Genomic DNA, 23,515 nt, shown 5'->3' on the forward strand with positions numbered 1-23,515 from the left:
TGCGATGATGCCGGGATGGATCGTGCGAGCGCCGCGAGCGTCATCTTCACCACATTCAACCAGCCCGACTGGCTTGAAAAGGTGCTGTTGGGGTTCGCCGCCCAGGATCGCGCCGACTTCGAGGTCCTGGTCGCCGACGATGGCAGCGACGACCGCACGCGCGAACGCGTGCTGGCGCTGGCGCCGCTGCTGCCCATGCCCGTGCGCCACCTCTGGCAGCCCGACGATGGCTTCCGCAAGTGCGATGCGCTGAACATGGCGATCAGCGCCGCGCGTTCGGACTACCTGGTGTTCACCGACGGCGACTGCATCCCGCGCGCCGACTTCGTGTCCACCCACCTGCGCGAGCGCGCGCCGGGCCGCTTCCTCTCGGGTGGGTACCACAAGCTGCCGATGGCGACGAGCGAGGCGATCACCGCCGACGACATCCGCGAGCAGCGCTGCTTCGACGCGCGCTGGCTGCACGCCCGCGGCATGCCGCGCACGCCGCGTGACCGCAAGCTCACCGCGGGCCCGACCGCCGCGCGCCTGCTCGACGTGGTCAGCACCGCGCGCGCGAGCTGGAACGGCCACAACGCGTCGGCCTGGACCCGGGACGTGCTGGCCGCCAACGGCTTCGACCGGCGCATGCGCTACGGCGGCGAGGATCGCGAGTTCGGCGAGCGGCTGGAGAACGCCGGCATCCGGGGCAAGCGCATCCGACACCGTGCGATCGTCGTCCACCTGGACCACCCACGCGGCTACGTGACCCCGGAAGGCATCGCCTTCAACCGCGCGCTGCGCGCGGAGACGCGCCGCCATGGACGGACGTGGACGGAGTCCGGGATCCAGCCCGGGCCCCGGCCCGGGGTCGCGCTGGTGGGTGCCGTGGCCTGATGACGCCAGGCCGTTGCGGCTCTCCGCCGCCGGCCTTCACCAGCGCAGGGGCAGCCGCGCGAGCTCCCGCGCCAGGCGCCCGTGGAGCGCCCGTGCCTCGGCCTCGGGCATGAAGCGCAGGCGCAGCAGGGTCGTGGGCCTGGCCCCGGCGGTGTCGAGCGACAGCGTCGCCATGCCGAACCAGCGGTCCAGCGGCGACTGCTCCAGGCGCAAGGCTTGCAGCTTGTCGATCTCGGCGAAGCGCCACTGCCGTGCCCACCAGCCCTGGCGCACGGCCACCAGGCGGGCGTCGAGCGCGTAGCCCGCGCGCCGCGCATGCTGGCGCGCCGCGTGCACCGCCCACGGCGCCCAGGCCAGGGCCAGCAGCCCCACCGGCCCGGCGTAGCGGCAGGCGGCGATGGTCGCGATCCCGGACAGCGCGAGCCCGGGCAGCGCCAGCCGCTGCCAGGCGCGTGGATGCAGCCGCCGCCATCCCACCGGTGGCCAGGTCGCACCCGGCAGCACGTCGCGGACCAGGGCGTCGCAGGCTGCCGGCGTGGCGATCGGCGCCAGCTCGCGCAGCCCGCGCTGCTCGCCGCCTTCGCCGGCGCTGGCGACGGTATCGACGTGCAGCGAGCGCCGCCGCAGCAAGCGGTGGAACAGCCCTTCGCGCAGGGACCAGGACTGGATACGGCGCCGCGGCGCGCTGGTGCGGATGCGCGTCAGCAGCCCGCGCTCCACCGTCAGGCGGCGGCCCTGCAGCAGCAGCCGGAAGCCGTGGTACTGGAGCAGCGCGAGTGCCACCGAAAGCAGGCGCAGCAGTGCAAGCGCCAGCACCACCACCAGGGCCATCGCCGCCGCGCGTGCCACCGTGCCCTCGGCCAGGCTGCTGGCGTAGCCGAAGATCCTGCCCGCGGCATCCTGCACCGCGACCGCGAGCATCCTGTCGGGCAGCGCCTGCCAGGACAGGGCGAATGCGCCGGCCACCACCACCATGCCGCGGTTGCTCACCAGGCCCAGGCGCACGAGTTCCGCGCCCGGCAGCGCGAGCAGGAGCCGGCCTTCGCCGGTGGCGACGGCACCGGCGGCCTCGCCCGCAGCCGCACACGGGTCGGGATTCGCATCGGCGTCGGGCCCGGCCACGCCATGGCCCCGGATCAGCCGCTCCAGCGCCAGCGCGTCCTCCATGCGCAGCACGCGCATCTCGGCCTCCGGCCTGGTGCCACCGGCCGACTCCAGGCGCACTTCGGCCACGCCGAACAGGCGATGCAGGAGCGTCTGGTGCAGCGCGACGTTGTGGATCCGGGCGAACGGGACCTGCCGGACCTGCCGTTCGAACAGGCCCTCGCGCACCACCAGGCGATCGCCATCGACCCGGTAGCGGTAGGTGCAGTAACGCCACACCGATGCCGCCGCGAGCGCCGCCACGCCCACCAGCGGCCAGAGCGCGTAGCGGTCGCCGCGGCCGAGGAACACCAGCACCAGCAGCGGGACGATGAACTGGCGCAGCTGCTGCAGCAGCACGAACAGCCACGACCACGGATGGAGGCGGCGTTCGTCACCGCCGACCGGCGTGGGCGCGGGCGCGCGCAAAGGGGCGGTCGCCGCGCGGGACGCGTCGGGAGCGACCGGCCGCGGGGCGCCGGGCTCAGGCGGCGCGTGCATCGTCGTCGTCGTCCACCTGCCGGGCGAGCAGGTCGCGCAGCCGTGCCGCGTCGTCGGCATCCAGTCCGGCCAGCGCCACCGCACTGTCGCGGGTTCCCGCGGTATGCACCACCAGCGTTGCCAGCCGGAAGCGCCGTTCCAGCGGCCCGTGCTTGAGGTCGACGTGCTGCACGCGCGTCCTCGGGACGCGGGTCTCGACCTGCCACATGCGCCCGCGGCGGTAGCCCAGGCCGGTGTCGTCGAGCAGCCAGCGCGCGTAGCGGTAGTGGCGGAGGGCCAGCCAGAGGCCCCAGGCCGGCAGCAGCACCAGGCTGGCCAGCGCCAGGGGCAGCGCCGGCAGGGGCGTGGGAAGCAGCAGCCCGATGGGCACCAGGCTGGCCAGCGCCAGGCCGCCCCAACCGGCGCCGTGGGAGAGCAGCAGGAGGCTGCGCGCGCGCGGCGGCAGCGGCTGCCAGCCCCCGGGCGGCGGATCCGGCGCGCCGTCGGGCGGCGCGGCCTGCACGGGTGACTCGCTCATCGCCGGCGCTCCAGGTCGCGGTAGGGATTGTCTTCGCCGCTTCCGGGCGGGCGCAGTTTGTAGCGCTTGTAGGTCCACTGGTACTGGGCCGGTGCGCGGCGCGCCATGGCTTCGACGCCCGCGTTGAGCGCGGTGACCGAGACCGCGGTGTCGCGGTCATGGATGCCCGCCGGCGCCGGGTCGATGCGCAGTGCATAGGCAAGCCCCGGCCCGTCCAGCCGTTCGCAGCTGCAGAACAGCACCGTCGCGCCGCTGCGTTCGGCCAGGCGCGAGAGCAGGGTCATCGTGAGCGCCTGCACGCCGAAGAAGGGGGCGAACACGCCGTCGCCGGCCTTGGGCTGCTGGTCGGGCAGGATCCCGACCACGCCGCCGTCCCTGAGGGTCTTGTAGAGCTGGCGTATGCCGGGGCCTTCGGCCCGCACCTGGGTGATGCGGCCGGTGTCGGTGTCGGCGCGGACGCGGCGCAGGAAGGCCTCGCCGATGGCCGACTCCGGCGGCTTGTACAGGATCGCCAGCGGCGTGCGGGCGGCCAGCCACTGGTTGAGCAGCTCCCAGTTGCCATGGTGCGGCGCGGCCACGATCACGCCCCGGCCGGCGGCGAGCGCGGCATCGAACAGCGCTTCGCCATGCGACTCGCGGACCAGCGCCAGGTTTCCCGCGTGGGGGCGGGTCCACAGGCGCAGGGTCTCGACCATCTGGCGGCCGGTGGTGCGCATCACCTCGCGATGCAGCCGGGCGCGCGCCGCGGGGTCCAGCGCGGGCATCGCCAGCTCCAGGTTGCGCAGCGCCACCACGCTCTCGCGCGTGCGCAGCGTGCGCGCCAGCCAGCCCAGCAGGTCGCCCAGCGCGCGCTGCACGGGCCAGGGCAGGCGCCCGACGGCGGACGCGGCGGCGTGCAGCATGCTTGCGGGGAACTCGGTCATCGCTAGAGTCTATCCGCCGGATCCCGTCCCCGAGGTGCGATTGCGATGCTCCTGCTGCTGCAGCGCGTGACCCGTGCCGGGGTCGAGGTGGACGGCGAAACCGTGGGCGCCATCGGTCCGGGGCTGCTGGTGCTCGCGGGCATCGAGCCGGGCGACGGCGCCGCGCAGGTTGCAAAGATGGCGCCGCGGCTGCTGGCCTACAGGATGTTCGCCGATGCCGCCGGACGCATGAACCGCTCGCTCGCCGATACCGGGGGCGGGCTGCTGCTGGTCAGCCAGTTCACCCTGGCCGCGGACACGCGTTCGGGCCTGCGCCCGGGCTTCAGTACCGCCGCTCCGCCGGACGAGGCTGAACGCACGTTCAGCGCCCTGGCCGCCGAATGCCGCCGGCTTCATGCCGGGGGGGTGGAAACTGGCCGCTTCGGGGCCCATATGACGGTAAGCCTGGTCAATGACGGGCCAACCACCTTCCTGCTGCGGTCCTGAGCCCTCGCGCGGAATGGTATAATTACGGGTTCCCCTTTTCCATGGTGCGCGCCACATGGCGATCGAGCGTCCAGCCCCGCAGTCCGACATCAAGATCCTGATCTCGAAGGGTCTCGAGCAGGGCTACCTCACTTATGCCGAAGTCAACGACCACCTGCCCGACGACCTTGTCGATCCGGAGCAGCTGGAAGACATCATCGGCATGATCAACAGCATGGGCATCCAGGTGCATGAAACCACCCCGGATGCCGAAACGCTGTTGCTGGCTGGCGAGTCCAGCGGCGGCCGCGAGGTCGACGACACCGCCGCCGAGGAGGCCGCCGCCACCCTGACCGCGCTCGACGGCGAGGGCGGCCGCACCACCGACCCGGTGCGCATGTACATGCGCGAAATGGGCACGGTGGAGCTGCTGACCCGCGAAGGCGAGATCGCCATCGCCAAGCGCATCGAGGAAGGCCTGAACCAGATGAACGCCGCCCTGGCGACCTTCCCGGGCGCGGTCGCGCACCTGCTCGAGGATTACGAGCTGCACAAGGCCGGCAAGAAGCGCCTGCCCGAGATCGTGGTCGGCTTCACCGACGGCCTTGACGATCCCGTGCCGCCGCCGGTCGCGCCACCGGCCGCCGCCGCCGCCGCCGCGGAAGCACCGGACGCGAAGGCCTCGGACGCGAAGGCGTCTGATGCGAAGGCGTCCGACGATGACGCCGATGCGGATGGCGAGGAGGAAGACGACAAGGACGAAAAGGACGACACCGCCGCGGAGGAAACCGGCCCCACCGGTCCCGATCCGGCCGAGGTCGGGCGCCGCATGGAAGAGATGGGCGCCAATTACGCCAAGTTCCAGAAGGCCGTGGCCAAGGGCGGCCCGACCGCCAAGGCGGCGCTCAAGCTGCGCGAGGAAATGGCGGCCACCTTCACCAGCTTCAAGCTGCCGCTGCCGCTGACCGACGTCCTGGTCCGCGAGCTGCGCGACGTGGTCGGCGAGATCAAGGACCACGAGCGCCGCATCCTCGACCTGTCCACGCGCGTGGCGAAGATGCCGCGCAAGGACTTCATCCGCGCCTGGGACGGCAACCAGACCAACCTCGAGTGGGTCGACGAGCTGCTCAAGCGCAAGCAGAAGTGGGCCAGCGGCCTGCGTGACGTCAAGGACCAGATCGTCGCCGGCCAGGAAGCGACCATCGCCATCGAAAAGGGCATGATGGTGACGCTGGCCGACCTGCGCGAGATCAACCGCACCATGGCCATCGGCGAAGCCAAGGCGCGCAAGGCCAAGAAGGAAATGGTCGAGGCCAACCTGCGCCTGGTGATCTCGATCGCCAAGAAGTACACCAACCGCGGCTTGCAGTTCCTGGACCTGATCCAGGAGGGCAACATCGGCCTGATGAAGGCGGTCGACAAGTTCGAATACCGCCGCGGCTACAAGTTCTCGACCTATGCCACCTGGTGGATCCGCCAGGCCATCACCCGCTCGATCGCCGACCAGGCGCGCACCATCCGCATCCCGGTGCACATGATCGAGACCATAAACAAGTTGAACCGCATTTCCCGCCAGATGCTCCAGCAGTTCGGCCGCGAGGCCACGCCGGAGGAGCTGGCCAAGGAAATGGAGATGCCCGAGGACAAGATCCGCAAGGTGATGAAGATCGCCAAGGAGCCGATCTCCATGGAGACCCCGATCGGCGACGACGAGGACTCGCACCTGGGCGACTTCATCGAGGACACCAACGTGGAGTCCCCGATCGACGCGACCACCAACACCAACCTCTCCGAGACCGTGCACGACGTGCTGGCCGGCCTCACTCCGAGGGAGGCCAAGGTGCTGCGCATGCGCTTCGGCATCGACATGAACACCGACCACACGCTGGAAGAGGTCGGCAAGCAGTTCGACGTCACCCGTGAGCGCATCCGCCAGATCGAGGCCAAGGCGCTGCGCAAGCTGCGCCATCCGAGCCGTTCGGAGCAGCTGCGGAGCTTCCTCGATATCGAGTAGGCCGCGCAGCGCGTGCACCAGGCAAAGCCCCGCCCATGGCGGGGCTTTTGCGTTGGGGGTCCGGAAACCTGAATGCAGCCCCCGCCCGTCGGGGGACCTTCGCGCGGCCCGCACATGCGGACGTGCAAGGTGACGATCACGGCGCACCACGGCGCCCGAAACAGGAGACCTCCATGAACACCACTGCCAAGACCCTTCTCGCCCTCGGCTTCGCCACCGCCCTCGCGGCCTGCAGCAACACCGACCAGGCCGCCAACTCCGCCCAGGAAGCCGCCGAATCGGCGACCGAGGCGCATGAAGCCGCGCAGCACGCGTCGACGACCGGCGACATGGCCGCCGCGCAGTCGGCCCAGGCCGCCGCGGATGCCGCCGACGCCGCCGCGGATGCATCCGCCCACATCGCCGGCCAGGTCGACACCGGTGACGAGCTGACCCGCCGCGACGACCTCGCCGACGCCGCCGAGAAGGCCGCCGACGCCGCCGAACAGGCGCAGGACGCCGCCGAAGAGGCCAACGCGGCCGCAGACGGCGAGAACAACACCGACGGCATGTAATCCGTCTGCAGCAACGAACCTTGCGACGGGTTCCGTCGCGGGATCGTGTCGCGCGGTCGTGGCCAGTCCTCGTCGTCTGGTCGCGGTCGCGCGATTCTTTTTTTGCGGCGCGCAGCGCCGGCCTACAATTGGCGCTGCGGGCCTATAGCTCAATGGTCAGAGCAGAGGACTCATAATCCTTTGGTTCCAGGTTCGAGTCCTGGTGGGCCCACCAACCAGCTGCACCATCCGCACGCGCAACGAATTCCGCCGCCGCGGCCCATCGCTGACCGGGATCAGGTCCGCCGCCGCCGGCGTGGTGCACAATGTCGGCCTTTCCGGCGCCTGCGCCGCACTGACCCGGGAGTCCCATGACGCGTCCTTCTTCCATCGACCGTGAGCAACTGCTGGCCTGTGGCCGCGGTGAAATGTTCGGCGAAGGCAATGCCCGCCTGCCGGCCCCGCCGATGCTGATGATGGATCGCATCACCCACATCGCAAGCGAGGGCGGTGCCTACGGCAAGGGCGTGATCGTCGCCGAGCTCGACATCGATCCCTCCATGTGGTTTTTCGAATGCCACTTCCTGGGCGACCCGGTGATGCCCGGCTGCCTCGGCCTTGACGCGATGTTCCAGCTTGCCGGTTTCTACTTGCCCTGGCTGGGTGAACCCGGCCGCGGTCGCGCGCTGGGCTGCGGCGAACTCAAGTTTTCCGGCCAGGTGCTTCCGAGCGCGAAGCGCGTGCGCTACGAGATCGACATCAAGCGCGTGATGCGCGGCAAGGTACCGCTGGTGATCGCCGACGGCCGCACCTTCGTCGACGACAAGGAAATCTATGTCGTCCGCAGCATGCGGGTCGGCCTGTTCAAGGATCTGGAGGAGATCTGATGCGCCGCGTAGTCGTGACAGGCATGGGCATCGTGTCCTGCCTTGGAAACAAGCTCGATGACGTCTCACGCGCGCTGCGCGAGGGTCGCAGTGGCATCACCGCGGCCCCGGAGTACGCCGAGCTCGGCCTGCGCAGCCAGGTCGCCGGCGTGCCGGTGATCGACCTCGACGCCGAGATCGATCGCAAGCGCAAGCGCTTCATGGGCGACGCCGCGGCGTACGCCTGGGTGGCGATGCGCGACGCGATCGCGCACGCGGGGCTGTCCGCCGAGCAGGTGAGCAATCCGCGCGTGGGCGTGATCGCCGGTTCCGGCGGTGGCTCGGCCGAGTGGCAGGTCGCCACCGCCGACCTGCTGCGCGCCAAGGGCGCGCGCAAGGTCGGCCCGTACATGGTGCCGCGCACGATGTGCTCGACGGTGTCGGCCACGCTGGCCACCGCGTTCGGGATCCTTGGCCTGAGCTATTCGATCTCGGCCGCCTGCGCCACCTCCGCGCACTGCATCGGCGCCGGCGCGGACCTGATCCGCCACGGGGCCCAGGACGTGGTCGTCGCCGGCGGCGGCGAAGAAGAGCATTGGGCGATGAGCGTCATGTTCGATGCCATGGGCGCGCTTTCATCCGGCTACAACGACACGCCGGCGGTGGCCTCGCGTCCCTACGACGCCGGCCGCGACGGCTTCGTCATCGCCGGCGGCGGCGGCATGCTGGTGCTCGAGGAGTATGAACACGCCAAGGCCCGCGGCGCCACGATCCACGCCGAGCTGGTCGGCTATGGCGTGACCTCCGACGGCGCCGACATGGTCGCGCCCAGTGGCGAAGGCGCGGTGCGCTGCATGCAGAATGCGCTGGCCACGGTGCACGCGCCGGTGGACTACCTCAACACCCACGGCACCTCGACGCCGCTTGGCGACATCGTCGAACTCGAGGCCGTGCGCGCGGCGTTCGGCGACCGGATGCCGCCGCTGTCCTCGACCAAGGCGCTGACCGGGCATTCGCTCGGCGCGGCCAGCGTGCACGAAGCGATCTACAGCCTGCTGATGATGCGCGACGGCTTCATCGCGGGTTCGGCGCACATCGACGAGCTCGATCCGCGCGCCGAAGGTTTCCCGATCGTGCGCGAAAGCCGCGACGCGAAGCTGGATACGGTGATGTCGAACAGCTTCGGCTTCGGCGGAACCAACGGTAGCCTGGTGTTCGCGCGCGTCTGATGGCACTGGCGTTCGCGGCGCCCGCGCGGCGCCGCGATACGCGTCGTCCGGGACCCATCGTTCCATGGCCGCGCACCCCCGACGGGTGCCGGCGACGTAGATTGGATGCATACGTCACTGGAACCATCGGGACCCTTCATGAGCACTCTTTTCGACCGCTTCGACCTTGGCGGCCTGGCGCTGCGCAACCGCATCGTAATGGCCCCCATGACCCGCTCCCGCGCCGTCAGCACCGTGCCAGACGCGTTGACCGCCACCTATTACGCGCAGCGCGCCGGCGCCGGCCTGATCGTCACCGAAGGGGCGCAGGTGTCCGAGCAGGCGCGCGGCTACCTGTTCACGCCCGGCCTGCATACCAGGGCCCAAGTGGCCGGCTGGAAGGCGGTCACCGCGGCGGTGCACGCCGAAGGTGGTGCCGTGTTCGCACAGCTCTGGCACGTGGGGCGCCTGTCGCACGTGTCGCTGCAGCCCGGCGAGCGCGCGCCCGTGGGCGCGGTGGCACAGGCGGCCGAGGGCGTCCAGGCCTTCGGCTACCGCGAGGACGGCACGCCCGGCCAGATGCCGGCCAGCACCCCGCGTGCGCTGGCCACCGGCGAGATCCCGGGTATCACCGCGCACTTCGTCGCCGCGGCGCGCAACGCGATCGAGGCCGGCTTCGACGGCGTCGAGATCCACGGCGCCAATGGCTACCTGTTCGAGCAGTTCATCAACGGCGGACTCAATACGCGCGACGACGGCTACGGCGGCAAGGACATCGGCAACCGGCTGCGCTTCGTGCTCGAGACCGTCGATGCGGTAGCCGCCGCCATCGGCAGCCATCGCGTCGGCATCCGGCTGTCGCCCTTCAACCGCATCTTCGACATGCCCGCCTTCGAGGGCGAGGCCGAGACCTGGCTGGCGCTGGCCCGCGAGCTGGCCACGCGTGACCTGGCCTACGTGCACCTCAGCAACCGCGAGGCGATCGTGGCCGCGGCCGGCGAAGGCTTCCTCACCACGTTCCGCGAAGCGTATGCCGGAGGCACCCTGATCCTGGCGGGCAACTACACCCCGGAACGCGCTGCGTCCGACGTGGCGGACGGCCTTGCCGACCTGGTCGCCTTCGGTCGTCCCTTCATCGCCAATCCGGATCTGGTTGAGCGGCTGCGCAACGGTTGGCCGCTGGCCGAGGGCGACAGCGCCACGTTCTATGGCGGCGGAAAGGCCGGCTATACCGACTATCCCGTCTATCGCAGGGACACCGAAACGGCCTGAGGCCGCGAACGCAGGCACTGGCATCGGAAGCGGGGACCGTCCCGACATGGCGCGATCCCGCCCGTCCCGGCCCTGCTGCTGCGTCCCGAGCGACTGGCCATACGCCACGTGGTCGCCCACCTCCACCGCGATGGGCCCGAGGTGCCGGATCCGCGCCACGACCGGCCCCCGGCGGTCTCATGGACATCGCGTTCTTCGCGACATGAATACGGGTATCGCTGTCAGAAAGGCCGTCGTCCACGCAGGGCAACGGGTATGCGTCCCAGACACCAAGGATTTCAGCAGGAAATCGCGCGCCCTCTCCGGCGTCGGCTTCGGCGATCGCTGCCATCGGTATCGCGAGGGAAAGGAAACAGCTTCCAGGCAGTGTTCGAAAACGCATGACGTCCTCCATGACATTCAGCAATGCGCCGAGCCTGGCGCCGCCTCCCACAGTAAAAAGTCGGCCGTTCCCTCGTTCCATTCCGCCCGTGACGCCCCGCCAGCCCCGGGGTGCCTACCATCGGCGGGGCGCCCGCCCGGGTGCCACCACACGCATGGAGATTGACCATGAAGACCTACAACGTCGGATACCTGATCGGCAGCATCGCCACGGAGTCGATCAACCGGAAGCTCGCCAATGCGCTGTTCAAGCTGGCGCCGGAGCAGCTGGAGTTCAATGAGATCCCGTACCGCGACCTGCCGATCTACAGCTACGACTATGACGCCGACTATCCCGAGGCCGGGAAGGCCTTCAAGAAGGCGATCGAGGGCTCCGATGCGATCCTGATCGTGACGCCGGAGTACAACCGCTCGATTCCCGGCGGGCTGAAGAACGCGATCGACTGGGCCAGCCGACCCTGGGGCACGAATTCGTTCGCCAACATCCCGTCGGGCGTGATCGGCACCTCGCCCGGTGCCATCGGCACCGCGGTCGGTCAGCAGCACCTGCGCAGCATCCTGGGCTTCCTCAACTCGCCACAGATGAACTCGCCCGAGGCCTATATCCAGTTCAAGGACGGGATGCTCGATGAGGCGGGCGAGATCGCCGACGAGTCGACAGCGAAGTTCCTTGGCAACTACCTCAAGGAATTCCACGAGTTCATCGCCCGCGTGCTCACCGTGTTGCCGCGCGGCGCCTGAGTTCGATGATCGAGCTCGTCATCCAGCAGCGTCGCCGCGACCTCGGCAGCTTCGAGGTCGGCCGCGTGCTGCCCTTCGCCAGGCGCCGCATGGTCGGCCCCTACATCTTCTTCGACCGCATGGGGCCGAAGGACCTCGCGCCTGGGCTGCCGCCCGAGGCGGACGTGCGCCCGCACCCGCACATCGGCCTGTCGACCATCACCTATCTGTTCAACGGCGAGATCATGCACCGCGACAGCGTGGGCTCCGAACAGGGGATCCGCCCGGGCGAGGTCAACTGGATGACGGCCGGCCGCGGCATCACCCATTCCGAGCGCTTCGAGCGCCTGCGCCGCGAAGGCGGGCCGATCGACGGCATCCAGGCCTGGGTGGCGTTGCCGGACGCGCGCGAGGAAATGGATCCCGGCTTCTGGCATTACCCGAGCCAGGCGCTGCCGGTGTTCGACGGCGACGGCATCGTCGGTCGCCTGATCGCGGGCCGGCTGGCGGGCGTGGAGTCGCCGGTGCAGGTCGACTCGCCGCAGTTCTACGTGCACTGGCAGCTGCGCGCAGGCTCGCGGGCGTCGCTGCCGGCGGAGTACAGCGAGCGCGCGGTCTACGTTGCCAGGGGTGAGGTCGAGATCGACGGGCAGCGCGTCGAAGCCGGGAGCATGGCGGTCCTGGAGCCCGGCAAAGCGGTGACGGTGGCGGCGTTCAGCGATGCGGTGGTCATGGCGCTGGGCGGCGAGCCCGTCGGGCCGCGCTATATCGACTGGAACTTCGTGTCCTCGTCGAAGGAGCGCATCGAGCAGGCGCGCGAGGACTGGGCGGCGGGCCGGATGAAGCTGCCGGACCTGGACAACGACGAGTTCATCCCGCTGCCGCCGAAGATCGGACGGATGCGCGAGCCCGAGCCGATGTCCTGATCAGCCACCTGTGGGAGCCGCTATAGCGGCGATTCTCCGGGGCAAGCGGCAAAGGCTTTGCCGCTATAGCGGCTCCCACCAGGGCAATGCGCTCTGGCTTCGCAGCTATAGCTGCTCCCGCAGATGCGAAGGCGCGTGGTCAGGGCGCGGGTGCGAACGTGACCTTGGTGGAGATGGCGACGTCGTTCGGAATGATCGACACGTCGCCCCAGTCGCCGGCGCCCACGCCGAAGTCCAGGCGTTTGACCGTGGCGTTGCCGACCAGCACGGGCTGCGGGCCCGGGGTCCAGGTGATGGCCAGCGCCACGGGCTTTTTCACGCCGCGCAGCTCCAGGGTGCCGTCGGCGACGAAGCGGTTGTCGCCAAGGCTGCGGAAGCCGCTTGCGGTGTAGCGGGCGGTGGCGAACTTCGCGACGTTGAAGAAATCGGCGGTCTTCAGCGTGCCGTCGCGATCGCCGTTCTTCGTGTCGGCCGTGGCCAGCGGAATGGTGACGTCCAGCTTCGCGTCTTGCGGCGCCGCGGGGTCGAAGCTCAGCGTGGTCCTGAAGTCGGGGAACAGGCCGACGAAGGTCTCGCCCTGGTATTCGCTGGCGAAGCTCAGCGCGCCCGAAGACTGGACGTAGTCGGCGGCGGCGGCCGGGGCCGCGATCGCGGTGAGCATGGCGGCAAGGGCGAGGGGAAGCAGGCGGTTGCGAAGGATGCGGGTGTTCATGTCAGTGCTCCGAAGTCGGGTCGGGAGTGGCGTCGGCGCGGCGCAGCGAGGGCAGCATGCGGCGCAGGGTGTCGTCGCCCTGGAAAATGTGGTGGTAGAACGCGGCGCCGGCGTGCGCCAGCACCAGCAGGATCAGCAGCCAGAAACCGTATTCGTGCACCTGGATGGCGGTCGCGGCCAGGTCTTCGCTGCGTCCGGCGATCGAGGGCAGGTTGAACTGCTTGAACCACTGCAGCGGATAGCCGGACGCCGAGTTGAAGACCCAGCCGCTCAGCGGGATCGCGAACAGCAGCACGTACAGCGCGATGTGGGTGAGGCTTGCAATGCGCTCCTGCCACGTCGGAGTGCCCGGCACCGGCTTCGGTGCACCGGCAAACAGACGCCAGGCCACGCGCACGGCCACCAGTGCCAGCAGCGTCAGGCCCAGCGACTTGTGCAGCGCGTAGGTGTTGATTTTCGCAGGCGTCGGCGGCAGGTCGACCATGGTCAGTCCCAGCCAGGCCATCCAGCCGATCAGGACGACGATTGCCCAGTGCAGCAACATGCTGACAGGACCCCAGCGGTGCTCGGAATTTCGGATTTGCATGGCGCTGTCCCTTACTGGAGGCGTGGCAGGTCGAAGACCAGGATCTGGGCATTGTCTCCGCTGGTGATCTCCACCCGCGGCTCGTCGGCGTACAGCAGCGCGTCGCCGGCGGAGACGGCGCGGCCGTTGACCACGGCCGCACCGCGCACCACGTGCATATAGGCCAGGCGCCCGGCGGCGATGTCGAGCGTCGCCGACTCGTTGCCGTCGAACAGGCCCGCGTACATGCTCGCATCCTGGTGGATGGTGACCGAACCTTCGCTGCCGTCGCGGCTGCCGACCAGGCGCAGGCGGCCGCGCTTCTCGTCGTCGGCATAGGCCCTTTGTTCGTAGCTGGGCGCGATGCCCTGGGTGTCGGGGATGATCCAGATCTGCAGGAAGTGGGTCAGGCCTTCCTGATCGTGGTTGTACTCGGAGTGGGTCACGCCGCTGCCGGCGCTCATGCGCTGCACCTCGCCGGGCACGATCGTCGCGCTGTTGCCCATCGAATCCTTGTGCGCCAGCGCGCCGTCGATCACGTAGCTGATGATCTCCATGTCGCGGTGGCTATGGGAGCCGAACCCCTGGCCGGCCTGCACGCGGTCCTCGTTGATCACGCGCAGCGGACCCCAGTGCACGTGGTCGGGATCGTTGTAACCTGCGAAGGAGAAGCTGTGCCAGGACTCGAGCCAGCCATGCCGGGCGTGTCCACGTTCGTTGGCGGGGCGGTAGGTGATCATGATGCGGACTCCGTTGCGAATGCGACTCTGCGCGGTGGAGAGACAGTGTGATTGAGGCGATATTTGGAATAAACAGCATCATTTATCCATCATTGTTACAATTTTGTTCGCACTGGGGCCCTGGGCGCCGCCCTCTATTGCGCATGGCTCAAAAAGGAGTCTGTTCTAGATTTGTGATCTTTTGTTTCATTTGTAAGCAACTAAACACGAATACAGAACGATAGACTGTCGTCCCCCGGTTGGTGACCCGTGTCCTTCCGGTCCTTTCGATCCCACCATCATCCGCGACGCACACACCTCATCCAGGAGCCTGTCATGTCCAACCGTATTCCCTGCACCATCCTCGGCCTTGCCCTTGCCGCCGCGTCGGCCTACGCCTTTGCCGCGCCGGTGACCTACACCATCGACCCCGCCCATACCGACGTGGTCGCGCAGTGGAACCACCTCGGCTTCTCGAACCCGATCGCCCACTTCGGCCAGGTCGAAGGCACCATCACCTACGACGCCGACAACGTGGCCGCATCCAGCGTCGAGGTCATCCTGCCGCTGGCCGGTCTGTCCTCGCACGTGAAGGCGTTCGACGACCACCTGCGCAGCGACGATTTCTTCGATGCCGCCAGGTATCCGCAGGCGACCTTCAAGAGCACCGCCGTGGAATCCGCGGGCGAGGGCAAGCTCAAGATCACCGGTGACCTGACCATCAAGGACATCACGAGGCCGGTGGTGCTCGACGCCACCATCAACAAGGTCGACACCCACCCGATGACCAGCCAGCCGGCGGCAGGCTTCGATGCCGTGGCCACGCTCAAGCGCACCGACTTCGACCTGGGCATGAACGCGCCCTACGTCAGCGACGAAGTGCAGCTGCGCATCACCACCGAAGCCGCGGTGCCCAAGCAGGGCGAGTAAGCGCAGCATCCGCGGCCCGGATCCGTCCGGCGCTGGCGCCATCTGCAGGAAGGCCGCCGCATCGCGAGGTGCGGCGGCTTTTTTTGTCGGCCGGCCGCCTGCGCGGGGAGCGGGACGTGCGGCCGACGGGGAGGAATCAGCTCTTGGCGTCGAACTGCGAGGGATCGCGCGCGCAGCCGCGCAGCGCCAGGTCGATCGCGGCCAGCCCGTCACGCTCCAGGTCGATCTCGTCGGGATCCAGCAGGTGCATGCGCAGAGCGCCGCCGATGATGAAGTGCAGCGTGCGCGCGCAGCTCTCGGCGCTCATGTCGTCACGCAGCTGGCCCAGGGCGTCGGCGCGGCGGAAGGCGGCCTTGATACGTGACAGGGTCTGGTGCATGCCGGCTTTGCGCAGCGTGGCCAGGGCGTCGTCGGAAGCGGGGATCTCGCAGCGCAGTTCGAGCACCTCGAGGGTGGCGCGCACCCGCGGCGTATGCACCAGGTCGGCGAAGGCCTGGCGCATCATTTCGCGCAGGTCCAGCAGTGGCGTCTTGCCGTCGGGACGCGAGACGCGATCCAGGCCGTGGAAGAAGGGCAGGCTGACGCGGCTGATCATCGCCTCCAGCACTTCGGCCTTGTTCTTGAAGTGCCAGTAGACGGCGCCGCGGGTTACCCCGGCTCGCACTGCGATGGCTTCCAGGCTGGTGCCGGACAGGCCCTTCTCGCGGAAGCAGTCCTCGGCCGCGTCGAGGATGCCCTCGCGCGTGGCCTGCGCGTCCTCCTTGGTCCTGCGTGCCATTAACGCCTCCTGTCCGGCCGGGAGTCTAAACCCGTTGACCAACATACATTCATGTATGTATATTACACCCCGTCACCTGAAACGCCCAGCACCGATGCCGCAGCGCGGGTCCCGGTCGCTGGGCGTGCCGTTTTCCGAATCCCCACAAGGCCTTTCTCCACATGAACACGACCATTCGCCGTGCCCGCCCCATGCTTGTCGTTCTTGCCGCGGCCGTGCTCACGGCATGCAGCGGCGGCCAGCAGGGCGGAGAGCCCCCGAAGCCCGAAGTCACCGTCGCCACCCTCGAGACCCGGCCGGTGACCATCACCCGCGAGCTCCCGGGGCGGACCAATGCATGGCTGGTGGCCGAGGTCCGGCCGCAGGTCAACGGCATCGTGGCCAAGCGCCTGTTCACCGAGGGCAGCCTGGTCAAGGCCGGCGAGCCGCTGTACCAGATCGATGACGCCAGCTATCGCGCCGCGGCCAACAGTGCCCGCGCCCAGCTCAAGCGCGCCGAGGCCACCCGCACCGCCGCCCGCCTGACCGCCCACCGCACCGCGGAGCTGGTCAAGGTGTCGGCGGTCAGCAAGCAGGACCACGACAACGCCACCGCCGCGCTGGCGCAGGCCGAGGCCGATGTCGGCGCCGCCCGCGCCGCGCTCGACGCCGCCAACGTGACCCTGGGCTACGCCCGCATCACGTCGCCCATCAGCGGCCGCATCGGCAAGTCCAGCGTCACCCAGGGCGCGCTGGTTACCGCCAACCAGCCGCAGGCGCTGGCCACCGTGCAGCAGCTGGATCCGATCTATGTCGACCTCACCCAGTCCAGCACCGAACTGCTGGACCTGCGCCGGTCTTTGGAAGCCGGCCGCCTGGAAAGCACCGAGGGCATGCCGGTGACGATCCTGCTGGAGGACGGCAGCGAGTTCACGCATCCCGGCAGCCTCAAGTTCTCCGAGGTCGCCGTGGATCCGGGCACCGGCAGCTTCTCGCTGCGCGTCGAGGTGCCCAACCCAGACCACGTGCTGATGCCCGGCATGTACGTGCGCGCGAAGCTCGGCGCCGGCGTGCGCCAGAACGCGCTGCTGGTGCCGCAGCAGGGCGTGGCCCGCGATCCCAAGGGCAACACCACCGCGATGGTGGTCAACGCCGAAGGCGTGGTCGAGCAGCGCCCGGTGGTGGTCAGCCAGACCATCGGCGACCAGTGGCTGGTCGAGTCCGGCCTCGCCGCGGGCGACCGCGTGGTGGTCGAGGGCCTGCAGAAGATCGCGCCGGGCGCGGCGGTCGAAGTGACGGAAGAGGCGCGGGCGCCGCGCCTGCCTGCTGCCGCCGGCAACGAAGCCGCTGCGCGCGACGCCGGCAACGGTGCCGATGCCGCCGATGCAGCGGACACCGCCACGACCGACGCGGCCGACGCCGCCACCGCGCCCGCGCCGGCCGCGCAGGAGTAACGGAGACCCCCATGGCACGTTTCTTCATTGACCGGCCCATCTTCGCGTGGGTCATCGCGATCATCATCATGCTCGCCGGCGCGCTGTCGATCTTCAGCCTGCCGGTGTCGATGTATCCCACCGTGGCGCCGCCCAGCGTCGAGATCCGCGCCACCTATCCCGGCGCATCGGCCAAGGTGGTCGAGGACTCGGTGACCCAGATCATCGAGCAGAACATGAAGGGCCTCGACGGCCTGATGTACTTCTCCTCGCAGTCGTCCTCCAACGGCATGGCGACGATCACGCTCACCTTCGAGAGCGGCACCGACGGCGACATCGCCCAGGTGCAGGTGCAGAACAAGCTGCAGCTGGCGATGCCACTGCTGCCGCAGGAGGTCCAGCGCCAGGGGGTCAACGTCAGCAAGTCGACGTCGAGCTTCCTGCAGGTCGTCGGCTTCGTGTCCGAGGACGGCAGCATGGACAAGGTCGACATCTCCGACTACGTCGGCGCCAACATCGTCGATCCGCTCAGCCGCGTGCCGGGTGTCGGCAACATCCAGGTGTTCGGCGGCAAGTACGCCATGCGCATCTGGCTGGATCCGAACAAGCTGCACACCTACCAGCTGGCGATCCCCGAGGTCACCGCCGCGATCCAGTCGCAGAACGCCCAGGTCGCCATCGGCGCGCTCGGCGGCGCGCCGGCGATCGACGGCCAGCAGATCAACGCCACCATCAACGCCCAGGACCGGCTGCAGACCCCGGAGCAGTTCCGCGACATCATCGTGCGCAGCAACCCGGACGGCTCCGCGCTGCGCCTGGGCGACATCGCGCGCGTGGAGATGGGCACCGAGATCTACGAGTTCGACTCGCGGTACAACGGCCAGCAGGCCACCGGCGTCGCGATCTCGCTGTCCACCGGCGCCAACGCGCTGGACACCGCCGAAGGCGTGAAGCAGGCGCTGGCCGAGCTCGAGCCCAACTTTCCGCCGGGCCTGAAGGCGGTGGTGCCGTTCGACACCACGCCCTTCGTGCAGGTGTCGATCAAGGGCGTGGTCGTGACCCTGCTCGAGGCGATCGTGCTGGTGTTCCTGGTGATGTACCTGTTCCTGCAGAACTTCCGCGCCACCCTGATCCCGACGATCGCGGTGCCGGTGGTGCTGCTTGGCACCTTCGGCGTGCTCGCCGCCCTGGGCTTCTCGGTGAACATGCTGACCATGTTCGCGATGGTGCTGGCGATCGGCCTGCTGGTCGACGACGCCATCGTCGTGGTCGAGAACGTCGAGCGCATCATGTCCGAGGAAGGGCTGTCGCCGCTGGAGGCGACACGCAAGTCGATGGACCAGATCACCGGGGCGCTGGTGGGCATCGGCGTGGTGCTGTCGGCAGTGTTCGTGCCGATGGCCTTCATGTCGGGCTCCACCGGCGTGATCTACCGGCAGTTCTCGGCCACGATCGTGTCGGCAATGGTGCTGTCGGTGATCGTCGCGATCGTGCTGACCCCGGCGCTGTGCGCGACCATGCTCAAGCCGCTGAAGAAGGGCGAGCACCACGACAGCGGCCCCGGCTGGTCCGCGCGCTTCTTCGGCTGGTTCAACCGCGGCTTCGACAGGACCAGCGGCAAGTACCAGCGCGGCGTGCGCGGGATCCTCGACCGCCCGTGGCGTTTCATGGGCATCTTCGCGGCGATGGTCCTGGTGATGGGCCTGCTGTTCGTGCGCCTGCCCAGCGCCTTCCTCCCCGACGAGGACCAGGGCGTGCTGATGGCGATGATCCAGACGCCGGTCGGCGCCACCCAGGAGCGCACGCTGGAGTCGATCGCAGCGCTCGAGAAGCACTTCCTCGAGAACGAGCCCGACGCCGTGGAATCGGTATTCGCGGTGCAGGGCTTCAGCTTCGCAGGCATGGGCCAGAACACGGGCATCGCCTTCGTCAAGCTGAAGGACTGGAGCGAGCGTACCGATCCCGAACTCAGCGCCAACGCGGTCGCCGGTCGCGGCATGGCCGCGATGAGCCAGGTCAAGGACGCGCAGATCTTCGTGTTCGCGCCTCCGGCCATGCCCGAGTTGGGAATCGCCAGCGGTTACTCCTTCTACCTGCAGGACAACGGCGCCCAGGGCCATGACGCCCTGATCGCCGCGCGCAACCAGCTGCTCGGCATGGCCGGCGAGAGCGAGCTGCTGGCCAACGTGCGTCCCAACGGCCAGGAGGACACGCCGCAGCTGCGCATCGACGTCGACGTGGCCAAGGCGGGCGCGCTGGGCCTGTCGCAGGCGGCGATCAACGCGACGCTTGCGGCGGCCTGGGGCGGCCAGTACATCGACGATTTCATCGACCGCGGCCGCGTCAAGCGCGTCTACATCCAGGCCGATGCACCGTTCCGCATGACCCCGGAGGACTTCAATCTGTGGTCGGTGAAGAACGACGCCGGCGAAATGGTGCCGTTCAGCGCCTTCGGCAGCTCGCACTGGGACTATGGTTCGCCGCGCCTGGAACGCTACGACGGCGTGCCGTCGGTGGAGATCCAGGGCGAGGCCACGGCAGGCGTGTCCTCGGGCGAGGCGATGGCCGAAATCGAGCGGCTGGCCGAGCAGCTTCCGCCGGGCTTCGGCGTCGAGTGGACGGCGGTGTCCTACCAGGAGCGCGAGGCCGGCGCGCAGACGCCGATGCTGTACACGCTGTCGCTGCTGATCGTCTTCCTCTGCCTGGCGGCGCTGTACGAAAGCTGGACGGTGCCGACGGCGGTGCTGCTGGTGGCCCCGCTGGGCATCCTCGGCGCCGTGCTGGCCAACACCATCATGGGCATGGACCGCGACGTCTATTTCCAGGTGGCGATGCTGACCACGGTGGGCCTGACCAGCAAGAACGCGATCCTGATCGTGGAATTCGCCAAGGCGAACGTGGAGCAGGGCATGGAGGTGATCGCGGCGACCATGCAGGCCGTCCGCGACCGCCTGCGCCCGATCATCATGACCTCGCTGGCCTTCGGCCTGGGCGTGCTGCCGCTGGCGCTCTCCTCCGGTGCCGGTTCCGGCGCGCAGCGCGCGATCGGTACAGGCGTGGTCGGGGGCATGGTCGTCGGCACCCTGCTGGGCGTGTTCTTCATCCCGCTGTTCTTCGTGGTGATCCAGAGGATCTTCGGCGGCAAGCGCGGCGACGCGGTGGACGCGCAGCCGGCGCCGGCGGGAGCGATCGAGCATGAATAAGCACGCAAGCCTTGCGCTGGCCCTGGCGGCGGTCCTCGCCGCCAGCGGCTGCGCCACCCTGGCTCCGGCCACGCCCGACGCGCAGGCCGGCATCCCCGCCGCGTGGCCGATGCCCGAAGTGACGCCGGCAGCGACTGTTGCCGGCAACGACAACGGCACCGGCGCTGGCGCCGCTGCCAGTGCCGACAGCGGCGGCGCGGCACTGCCGATGGCCGACGTCGGCTGGCGCGACTTCTTCGCCGACCCGCGGCTGGAAGGCGTGGTCGCGCTGGCGCTCGACAACAACCGCGACCTGCGCGTGGCCATCCTCAACGTCGAGCGTGCGCGCTCGCAGTACCGGATCCAGCGCGCCGACCGGCTGCCGTCGATCGGCGCGGAAGCGATGCTCGAGCGCGTGGGCGGCGACATTCCGGTCACGGAGCAGTACACCGCGGGCCTCGGCCTTGCGGCATTCGAACTCGACCTGTTCGGTCGCGTGCGCAACCTCAGTGAGTCGGCGCTGCAGCAGTACCTTGCCACCGAAGAAGCGCAGCGCGCGGCGCAGCTGTCGCTGGTCGCCGAGGTCGCCGGCACATGGCTGGCGCTGGCCGCCGACCAGGAGCAGCTGCGGCTGTCCGAGGCCGCACTGGACACCTATCGGCAGACGCTCGACCTGAGCAGCAAGCGTTTCGAGTACGGCGCCACCTCGGCGCTGGAGCTCGAGCAGGTGCGCACCCAGGTGGCCACCGCCCGCGCCGACGTCGCCCGCCTCACGGGCCAGGTGCAGCAGGACCGCAACGCGCTCAACCTGCTGGCCGGCGCGCGGGTCGCCCCGGAGCTGCTTCCGGATGCCACCGTGGGGCCGGTCACCGGTCTCGCGGCCGTCCCGGCCGGCCTCGACGCGGAGGTGCTCCTGCGCCGTCCCGATGTGGTCGCGGCGGAACACCGGCTGCTGGCCGCCAGCGCCAACATCGGCGCGGCGCGCGCGGCATTCTTTCCGTCGATCACGCTGACCGGGAGCGTCGGTTCGGCCAGCGACGAACTGTCGGGGCTGTTCGACAGCGGCACGCGGCTGTGGAACTTCATGCCGCGGATCAACCTGCCCATCTTCCAGGGCGGTCGCCTGAAGGCCGCGCTGGGCATGGCCACCGCCGATCGCGACATCGCGCTCGCGCAGTACGAACAGGCCATCCAGTCCGGCTTCCGCGAAGTCGCCGATGCGCTGGTGCTGTCGCAGACCCTGGCGGCGCAGGTCGCCGCGCAGCAGGACCTGGTGGATGCCGCCACCCGGGCCGAGTCGCTGGCGCGCGTGCGCTTCGAGGCCGGCTTCGACAGCTATCTGTCGCAGCTCGACGCCCAGCGCACGCTGTACAGCGCACAGCAGGCGCTGGTGGCCACGCGCCTGGCCGAACAGGCCAATCGCGTCACCCTGTATCGCGTGCTGGGCGGTGGCTGGCTGGAAGACAGCGCGCCGCCGCAGGGTACCGGTCAAGACTGAGCCGCTGCGACCTTCATCTCCGGCCGTCGCCTGGCCTGCCCTTGCAGGAGCAGCTATAGCTGCTCCTGCAGCGACTCGGGGCATCAGTGCCCGCGGGCGGGATCGCCGTCGTCTTCAGCAGGCGGCGGTGGCAGGCCCAGATCGCTGGGCGCGGGCCGCGTGCCGGTTGCGGCGGCATGCCCCTGGTGCGCGCGCTGCAGGTCCTGCTGCAGCAGGTCGGGCCGCTTCACCATCGCCTTGAAGCGCGGCTCCAGCGCATCGACGCGCGCCTGGCTGGCGCGCAGCTGGTCGAACACCGCGCGCCGCACCGGCAGCGCGACGCCGGGCGAGAGCGACAGGTAGTCGGCGACCTTCTGCCGCAGTGCCGACACCGCCACCTTCGCCTTGCCCTTGGCGCTGGTCAGCGAGGCCACCACGGTCACCAGCAGGATCGCCACGATCACCACCAGCGAGGTCCAGGTGCCGATTTCGATCACGGGCACCGGCTGGCCATCGTTGATGAAGGGCAGGTTGTTCTCGTGCAGCGCATGCAGCACCAGCTTGATGCCGATGAAGGCCAGCACCGCCGCCAGGCCGATCGAGAGGTAGACCAGCCGCTCCAGCAGCCCGCCGACCAGGAAGTACAGCTGGCGCAGGCCGAGCAGCGAGAATGCGGTTGCCGTGAACACGATGAAGACGTTCTGGGTCAGGCCGAAGATCGCCGGGATCGAGTCGAAGGCGAACAGGATGTCGGTGCCGCCGATGGCCAGCATCACCAGCAGCATCGGCGTCAGCGCGCGCTTGCCCTGCCAGGTGGTGAACAGCCTGTCGCCGTCGAAGTGGGGGCTGGAATGGAACATCCGCCGCACCACGCGGACCACGATGTTGGGCGTGTCCTCGGCGTGGTCGTCGGGCGCCAGCAGGTTGCCCGCGGTGATCAGCAGCGCCAGGCCAAACAGGTAGAACACCCAGGCGAAGTTGTCGATCAGGGCCGCGCCCAGCAGGATGAACACCGTGCGTGCCACCAGCGCAAAGGTGATCCCGAACAGCAGCACCTTCTGCTGGTATTCGCGCGGGACCTTGAAGCTGGACATGATCACCAGGAACACGAAGACGTTGTCGATCGACAGCGCCTTCTCTGTGATGTAGCCCGAGAAATATTCCGCGCCCATGTCGGCGCCGCCCCAGGTCCAGACCGCCGCGCCGAACAGCAGCGCGATGCCGACGTACAGCGCCGACCAGATGGTGGCTTCGCGTAGCGTCGGCGCGTGGGCCTTTCGCACGTGGAAAAAATAGTCGAACGCCAGCAGGCCGATGATCAGGGCGATCGTGGCTTCCCAGACAAGCGGGGTGGTTGTCGGCATCGGGGTCCCGTGGGTGTTCAGCGCGGGGAGC

General features: G+C 69.2%; 21 protein-coding genes and 1 tRNA gene. 14 read left to right on the top strand and 8 right to left on the bottom strand.

What is annotated here, in order from left to right; translation table 11 throughout:
- The first annotated feature begins 15 nt into the window (after positions 1–15).
- Positions 16–876, top strand: a complete 861-nt coding sequence (locus tag WCE39_RS09735; protein ID WP_343276485.1) for a glycosyltransferase family 2 protein — start codon at positions 16–18, stop codon at positions 874–876.
- A gap of 36 nt (positions 877–912) precedes the next feature.
- Here the strand turns inward: WCE39_RS09735 and WCE39_RS09740 are convergent, their stop codons facing one another.
- Genes WCE39_RS09740 through WCE39_RS09750 form a run of 3 tightly spaced genes read right to left on the bottom strand, consistent with a single transcriptional unit; the run spans position 913 to position 3,960 of the window.
- Positions 913–2,448, bottom strand: coding sequence for a PH domain-containing protein (locus WCE39_RS09740; protein WP_343276486.1), 1,536 nt, complete (start codon positions 2,446–2,448; stop codon positions 913–915).
- A gap of 55 nt (positions 2,449–2,503) precedes the next feature.
- Positions 2,504–3,037: a PH domain-containing protein gene (locus WCE39_RS09745; protein WP_343276487.1), complete on the bottom strand. Its 534-nt coding sequence runs from the start codon at positions 3,035–3,037 to the stop codon at positions 2,504–2,506.
- Complete coding sequence (locus WCE39_RS09750; protein ID WP_343276488.1) at positions 3,034–3,960, bottom strand: lauroyl acyltransferase; 927 nt, start codon at positions 3,958–3,960, stop codon at positions 3,034–3,036. Before WCE39_RS09750 ends, WCE39_RS09745 begins: the two co-directional genes overlap by 4 nt.
- A gap of 45 nt (positions 3,961–4,005) precedes the next feature.
- Between WCE39_RS09750 and dtd the strand changes: the two genes are divergently transcribed.
- The 9 genes from dtd (at position 4,006) to WCE39_RS09795 (ending at position 12,345) form a co-directional block, all read left to right on the top strand.
- A complete protein-coding gene (dtd, locus tag WCE39_RS09755; RefSeq protein WP_343276489.1) occupies positions 4,006–4,446 on the top strand; it encodes a D-aminoacyl-tRNA deacylase in 441 nt (146 codons plus the stop codon).
- A gap of 55 nt (positions 4,447–4,501) precedes the next feature.
- Entirely contained in the window at positions 4,502–6,439 is a 1,938-nt protein-coding gene (gene rpoD / locus WCE39_RS09760) for an RNA polymerase sigma factor RpoD (protein ID WP_343276490.1), read from the top strand.
- A gap of 173 nt (positions 6,440–6,612) precedes the next feature.
- A complete protein-coding gene (locus tag WCE39_RS09765) occupies positions 6,613–6,993 on the top strand; it encodes a hypothetical protein (RefSeq protein WP_343276491.1) in 381 nt (126 codons plus the stop codon).
- Positions 6,994–7,131: 138 nt separating this feature from the next.
- Positions 7,132–7,207 (top strand) — tRNA-Ile (locus WCE39_RS09770).
- Positions 7,208–7,343: 136 nt separating this feature from the next.
- A complete protein-coding gene (gene fabA, locus WCE39_RS09775) occupies positions 7,344–7,859 on the top strand; it encodes a bifunctional 3-hydroxydecanoyl-ACP dehydratase/trans-2-decenoyl-ACP isomerase (protein ID WP_343276492.1) in 516 nt (171 codons plus the stop codon).
- Entirely contained in the window at positions 7,859–9,067 is a 1,209-nt protein-coding gene (fabB, locus tag WCE39_RS09780) for a beta-ketoacyl-ACP synthase I (protein ID WP_343276493.1), read from the top strand. Before fabA ends, fabB begins: the two co-directional genes overlap by 1 nt.
- 138 nt (positions 9,068–9,205) lie before the next feature.
- The gene (locus WCE39_RS09785; protein WP_343276494.1) at positions 9,206–10,318 is read left to right on the top strand and encodes an alkene reductase; all 1,113 of its coding nucleotides are present in this window, start codon (positions 9,206–9,208) and stop codon (positions 10,316–10,318) included.
- A gap of 549 nt (positions 10,319–10,867) precedes the next feature.
- Positions 10,868–11,440 carry an NADPH-dependent FMN reductase gene (locus WCE39_RS09790; RefSeq protein ID WP_343276495.1) on the top strand — a complete coding sequence of 191 codons (573 nt, stop codon included), beginning with the start codon at positions 10,868–10,870 and terminating at the stop codon, positions 11,438–11,440.
- Between the two features lie 5 nt (positions 11,441–11,445).
- The gene (locus WCE39_RS09795; RefSeq protein WP_343276496.1) at positions 11,446–12,345 is read left to right on the top strand and encodes a pirin family protein; all 900 of its coding nucleotides are present in this window, start codon (positions 11,446–11,448) and stop codon (positions 12,343–12,345) included.
- A 139-nt stretch (positions 12,346–12,484) separates the two neighbouring features.
- Here WCE39_RS09795 and WCE39_RS09800 read toward each other — a convergent pair whose 3' ends face one another.
- The 3 genes from WCE39_RS09800 to WCE39_RS09810 are packed head-to-tail and all read right to left on the bottom strand — an operon-like array spanning position 12,485 to position 14,362.
- Positions 12,485–13,057 carry a YceI family protein gene (locus WCE39_RS09800; protein ID WP_343276497.1) on the bottom strand — a complete coding sequence of 191 codons (573 nt, stop codon included), beginning with the start codon at positions 13,055–13,057 and terminating at the stop codon, positions 12,485–12,487.
- Between the two features lies 1 nt (position 13,058).
- Positions 13,059–13,643, bottom strand: coding sequence for a cytochrome b (locus WCE39_RS09805; RefSeq protein WP_343276498.1), 585 nt, complete (start codon positions 13,641–13,643; stop codon positions 13,059–13,061).
- A gap of 11 nt (positions 13,644–13,654) precedes the next feature.
- Complete coding sequence (locus WCE39_RS09810) at positions 13,655–14,362, bottom strand: pirin family protein (RefSeq protein WP_343276499.1); 708 nt, start codon at positions 14,360–14,362, stop codon at positions 13,655–13,657.
- 315 nt (positions 14,363–14,677) lie between these two features.
- On the opposite strand from WCE39_RS09810, the gene WCE39_RS09815 reads away from it, so the two are divergent.
- Positions 14,678–15,271: a YceI family protein gene (locus tag WCE39_RS09815; protein WP_343276500.1), complete on the top strand. Its 594-nt coding sequence runs from the start codon at positions 14,678–14,680 to the stop codon at positions 15,269–15,271.
- Between the two features lie 136 nt (positions 15,272–15,407).
- On the opposite strand, the gene WCE39_RS09820 is transcribed toward WCE39_RS09815, so the two are convergent.
- On the bottom strand, positions 15,408–16,049 hold the full coding sequence (locus WCE39_RS09820; RefSeq protein ID WP_343276501.1) for a TetR family transcriptional regulator: 642 nt from the start codon (positions 16,047–16,049) through the stop codon (positions 15,408–15,410).
- A 161-nt stretch (positions 16,050–16,210) separates the two neighbouring features.
- Between WCE39_RS09820 and WCE39_RS09825 the strand changes: the two genes are divergently transcribed.
- The 3 genes from WCE39_RS09825 to WCE39_RS09835 are packed head-to-tail and all read left to right on the top strand — an operon-like array spanning position 16,211 to position 22,141.
- Positions 16,211–17,482: an efflux RND transporter periplasmic adaptor subunit gene (locus tag WCE39_RS09825; protein ID WP_343276502.1), complete on the top strand. Its 1,272-nt coding sequence runs from the start codon at positions 16,211–16,213 to the stop codon at positions 17,480–17,482.
- Between the two features lie 11 nt (positions 17,483–17,493).
- Entirely contained in the window at positions 17,494–20,664 is a 3,171-nt protein-coding gene (locus WCE39_RS09830) for an efflux RND transporter permease subunit (RefSeq protein WP_343276503.1), read from the top strand.
- Positions 20,657–22,141 (top strand): efflux transporter outer membrane subunit, encoded by a 1,485-nt coding sequence (locus tag WCE39_RS09835; RefSeq protein WP_343276504.1) that lies wholly within the window; start codon positions 20,657–20,659, stop codon positions 22,139–22,141. The genes WCE39_RS09830 and WCE39_RS09835 overlap by 8 nt, the downstream gene beginning before the upstream one ends.
- 83 nt (positions 22,142–22,224) lie before the next feature.
- On the opposite strand, the gene WCE39_RS09840 is transcribed toward WCE39_RS09835, so the two are convergent.
- Positions 22,225–23,484: a TerC family protein gene (locus tag WCE39_RS09840; RefSeq protein WP_343276505.1), complete on the bottom strand. Its 1,260-nt coding sequence runs from the start codon at positions 23,482–23,484 to the stop codon at positions 22,225–22,227.
- Positions 23,485–23,515 lie beyond the last annotated feature (31 nt).

Source organism: Luteimonas yanweni, from assembly GCF_039548475.1.
Lineage (GTDB): Bacteria > Pseudomonadota > Gammaproteobacteria > Xanthomonadales > Xanthomonadaceae > Luteimonas.

Coding starts and splice junctions, on each gene's coding strand:
- WCE39_RS09810 (WP_343276499.1), bottom strand. CDS start 14,362: ATGATCACCTACCGCCCCGCCAACGAACGTGGACACGCCCGGCATGGC.
- WCE39_RS09735 (WP_343276485.1), top strand. CDS start 16: ATGGATCGTGCGAGCGCCGCGAGCGTCATCTTCACCACATTCAACCAG.
- dtd (WP_343276489.1), top strand. CDS start 4,006: ATGCTCCTGCTGCTGCAGCGCGTGACCCGTGCCGGGGTCGAGGTGGAC.
- WCE39_RS09830 (WP_343276503.1), top strand. CDS start 17,494: ATGGCACGTTTCTTCATTGACCGGCCCATCTTCGCGTGGGTCATCGCG.
- WCE39_RS09765 (WP_343276491.1), top strand. CDS start 6,613: ATGAACACCACTGCCAAGACCCTTCTCGCCCTCGGCTTCGCCACCGCC.
- WCE39_RS09820 (WP_343276501.1), bottom strand. CDS start 16,049: ATGGCACGCAGGACCAAGGAGGACGCGCAGGCCACGCGCGAGGGCATC.
- WCE39_RS09795 (WP_343276496.1), top strand. CDS start 11,446: ATGATCGAGCTCGTCATCCAGCAGCGTCGCCGCGACCTCGGCAGCTTC.
- rpoD (WP_343276490.1), top strand. CDS start 4,502: ATGGCGATCGAGCGTCCAGCCCCGCAGTCCGACATCAAGATCCTGATC.
- fabB (WP_343276493.1), top strand. CDS start 7,859: ATGCGCCGCGTAGTCGTGACAGGCATGGGCATCGTGTCCTGCCTTGGA.
- WCE39_RS09750 (WP_343276488.1), bottom strand. CDS start 3,960: ATGACCGAGTTCCCCGCAAGCATGCTGCACGCCGCCGCGTCCGCCGTC.
- fabA (WP_343276492.1), top strand. CDS start 7,344: ATGACGCGTCCTTCTTCCATCGACCGTGAGCAACTGCTGGCCTGTGGC.
- WCE39_RS09800 (WP_343276497.1), bottom strand. CDS start 13,057: ATGAACACCCGCATCCTTCGCAACCGCCTGCTTCCCCTCGCCCTTGCC.
- WCE39_RS09790 (WP_343276495.1), top strand. CDS start 10,868: ATGAAGACCTACAACGTCGGATACCTGATCGGCAGCATCGCCACGGAG.
- WCE39_RS09805 (WP_343276498.1), bottom strand. CDS start 13,643: ATGCAAATCCGAAATTCCGAGCACCGCTGGGGTCCTGTCAGCATGTTG.
- WCE39_RS09840 (WP_343276505.1), bottom strand. CDS start 23,484: ATGCCGACAACCACCCCGCTTGTCTGGGAAGCCACGATCGCCCTGATC.
- WCE39_RS09745 (WP_343276487.1), bottom strand. CDS start 3,037: ATGAGCGAGTCACCCGTGCAGGCCGCGCCGCCCGACGGCGCGCCGGAT.
- WCE39_RS09835 (WP_343276504.1), top strand. CDS start 20,657: ATGAATAAGCACGCAAGCCTTGCGCTGGCCCTGGCGGCGGTCCTCGCC.
- WCE39_RS09785 (WP_343276494.1), top strand. CDS start 9,206: ATGAGCACTCTTTTCGACCGCTTCGACCTTGGCGGCCTGGCGCTGCGC.
- WCE39_RS09825 (WP_343276502.1), top strand. CDS start 16,211: ATGAACACGACCATTCGCCGTGCCCGCCCCATGCTTGTCGTTCTTGCC.
- WCE39_RS09815 (WP_343276500.1), top strand. CDS start 14,678: ATGTCCAACCGTATTCCCTGCACCATCCTCGGCCTTGCCCTTGCCGCC.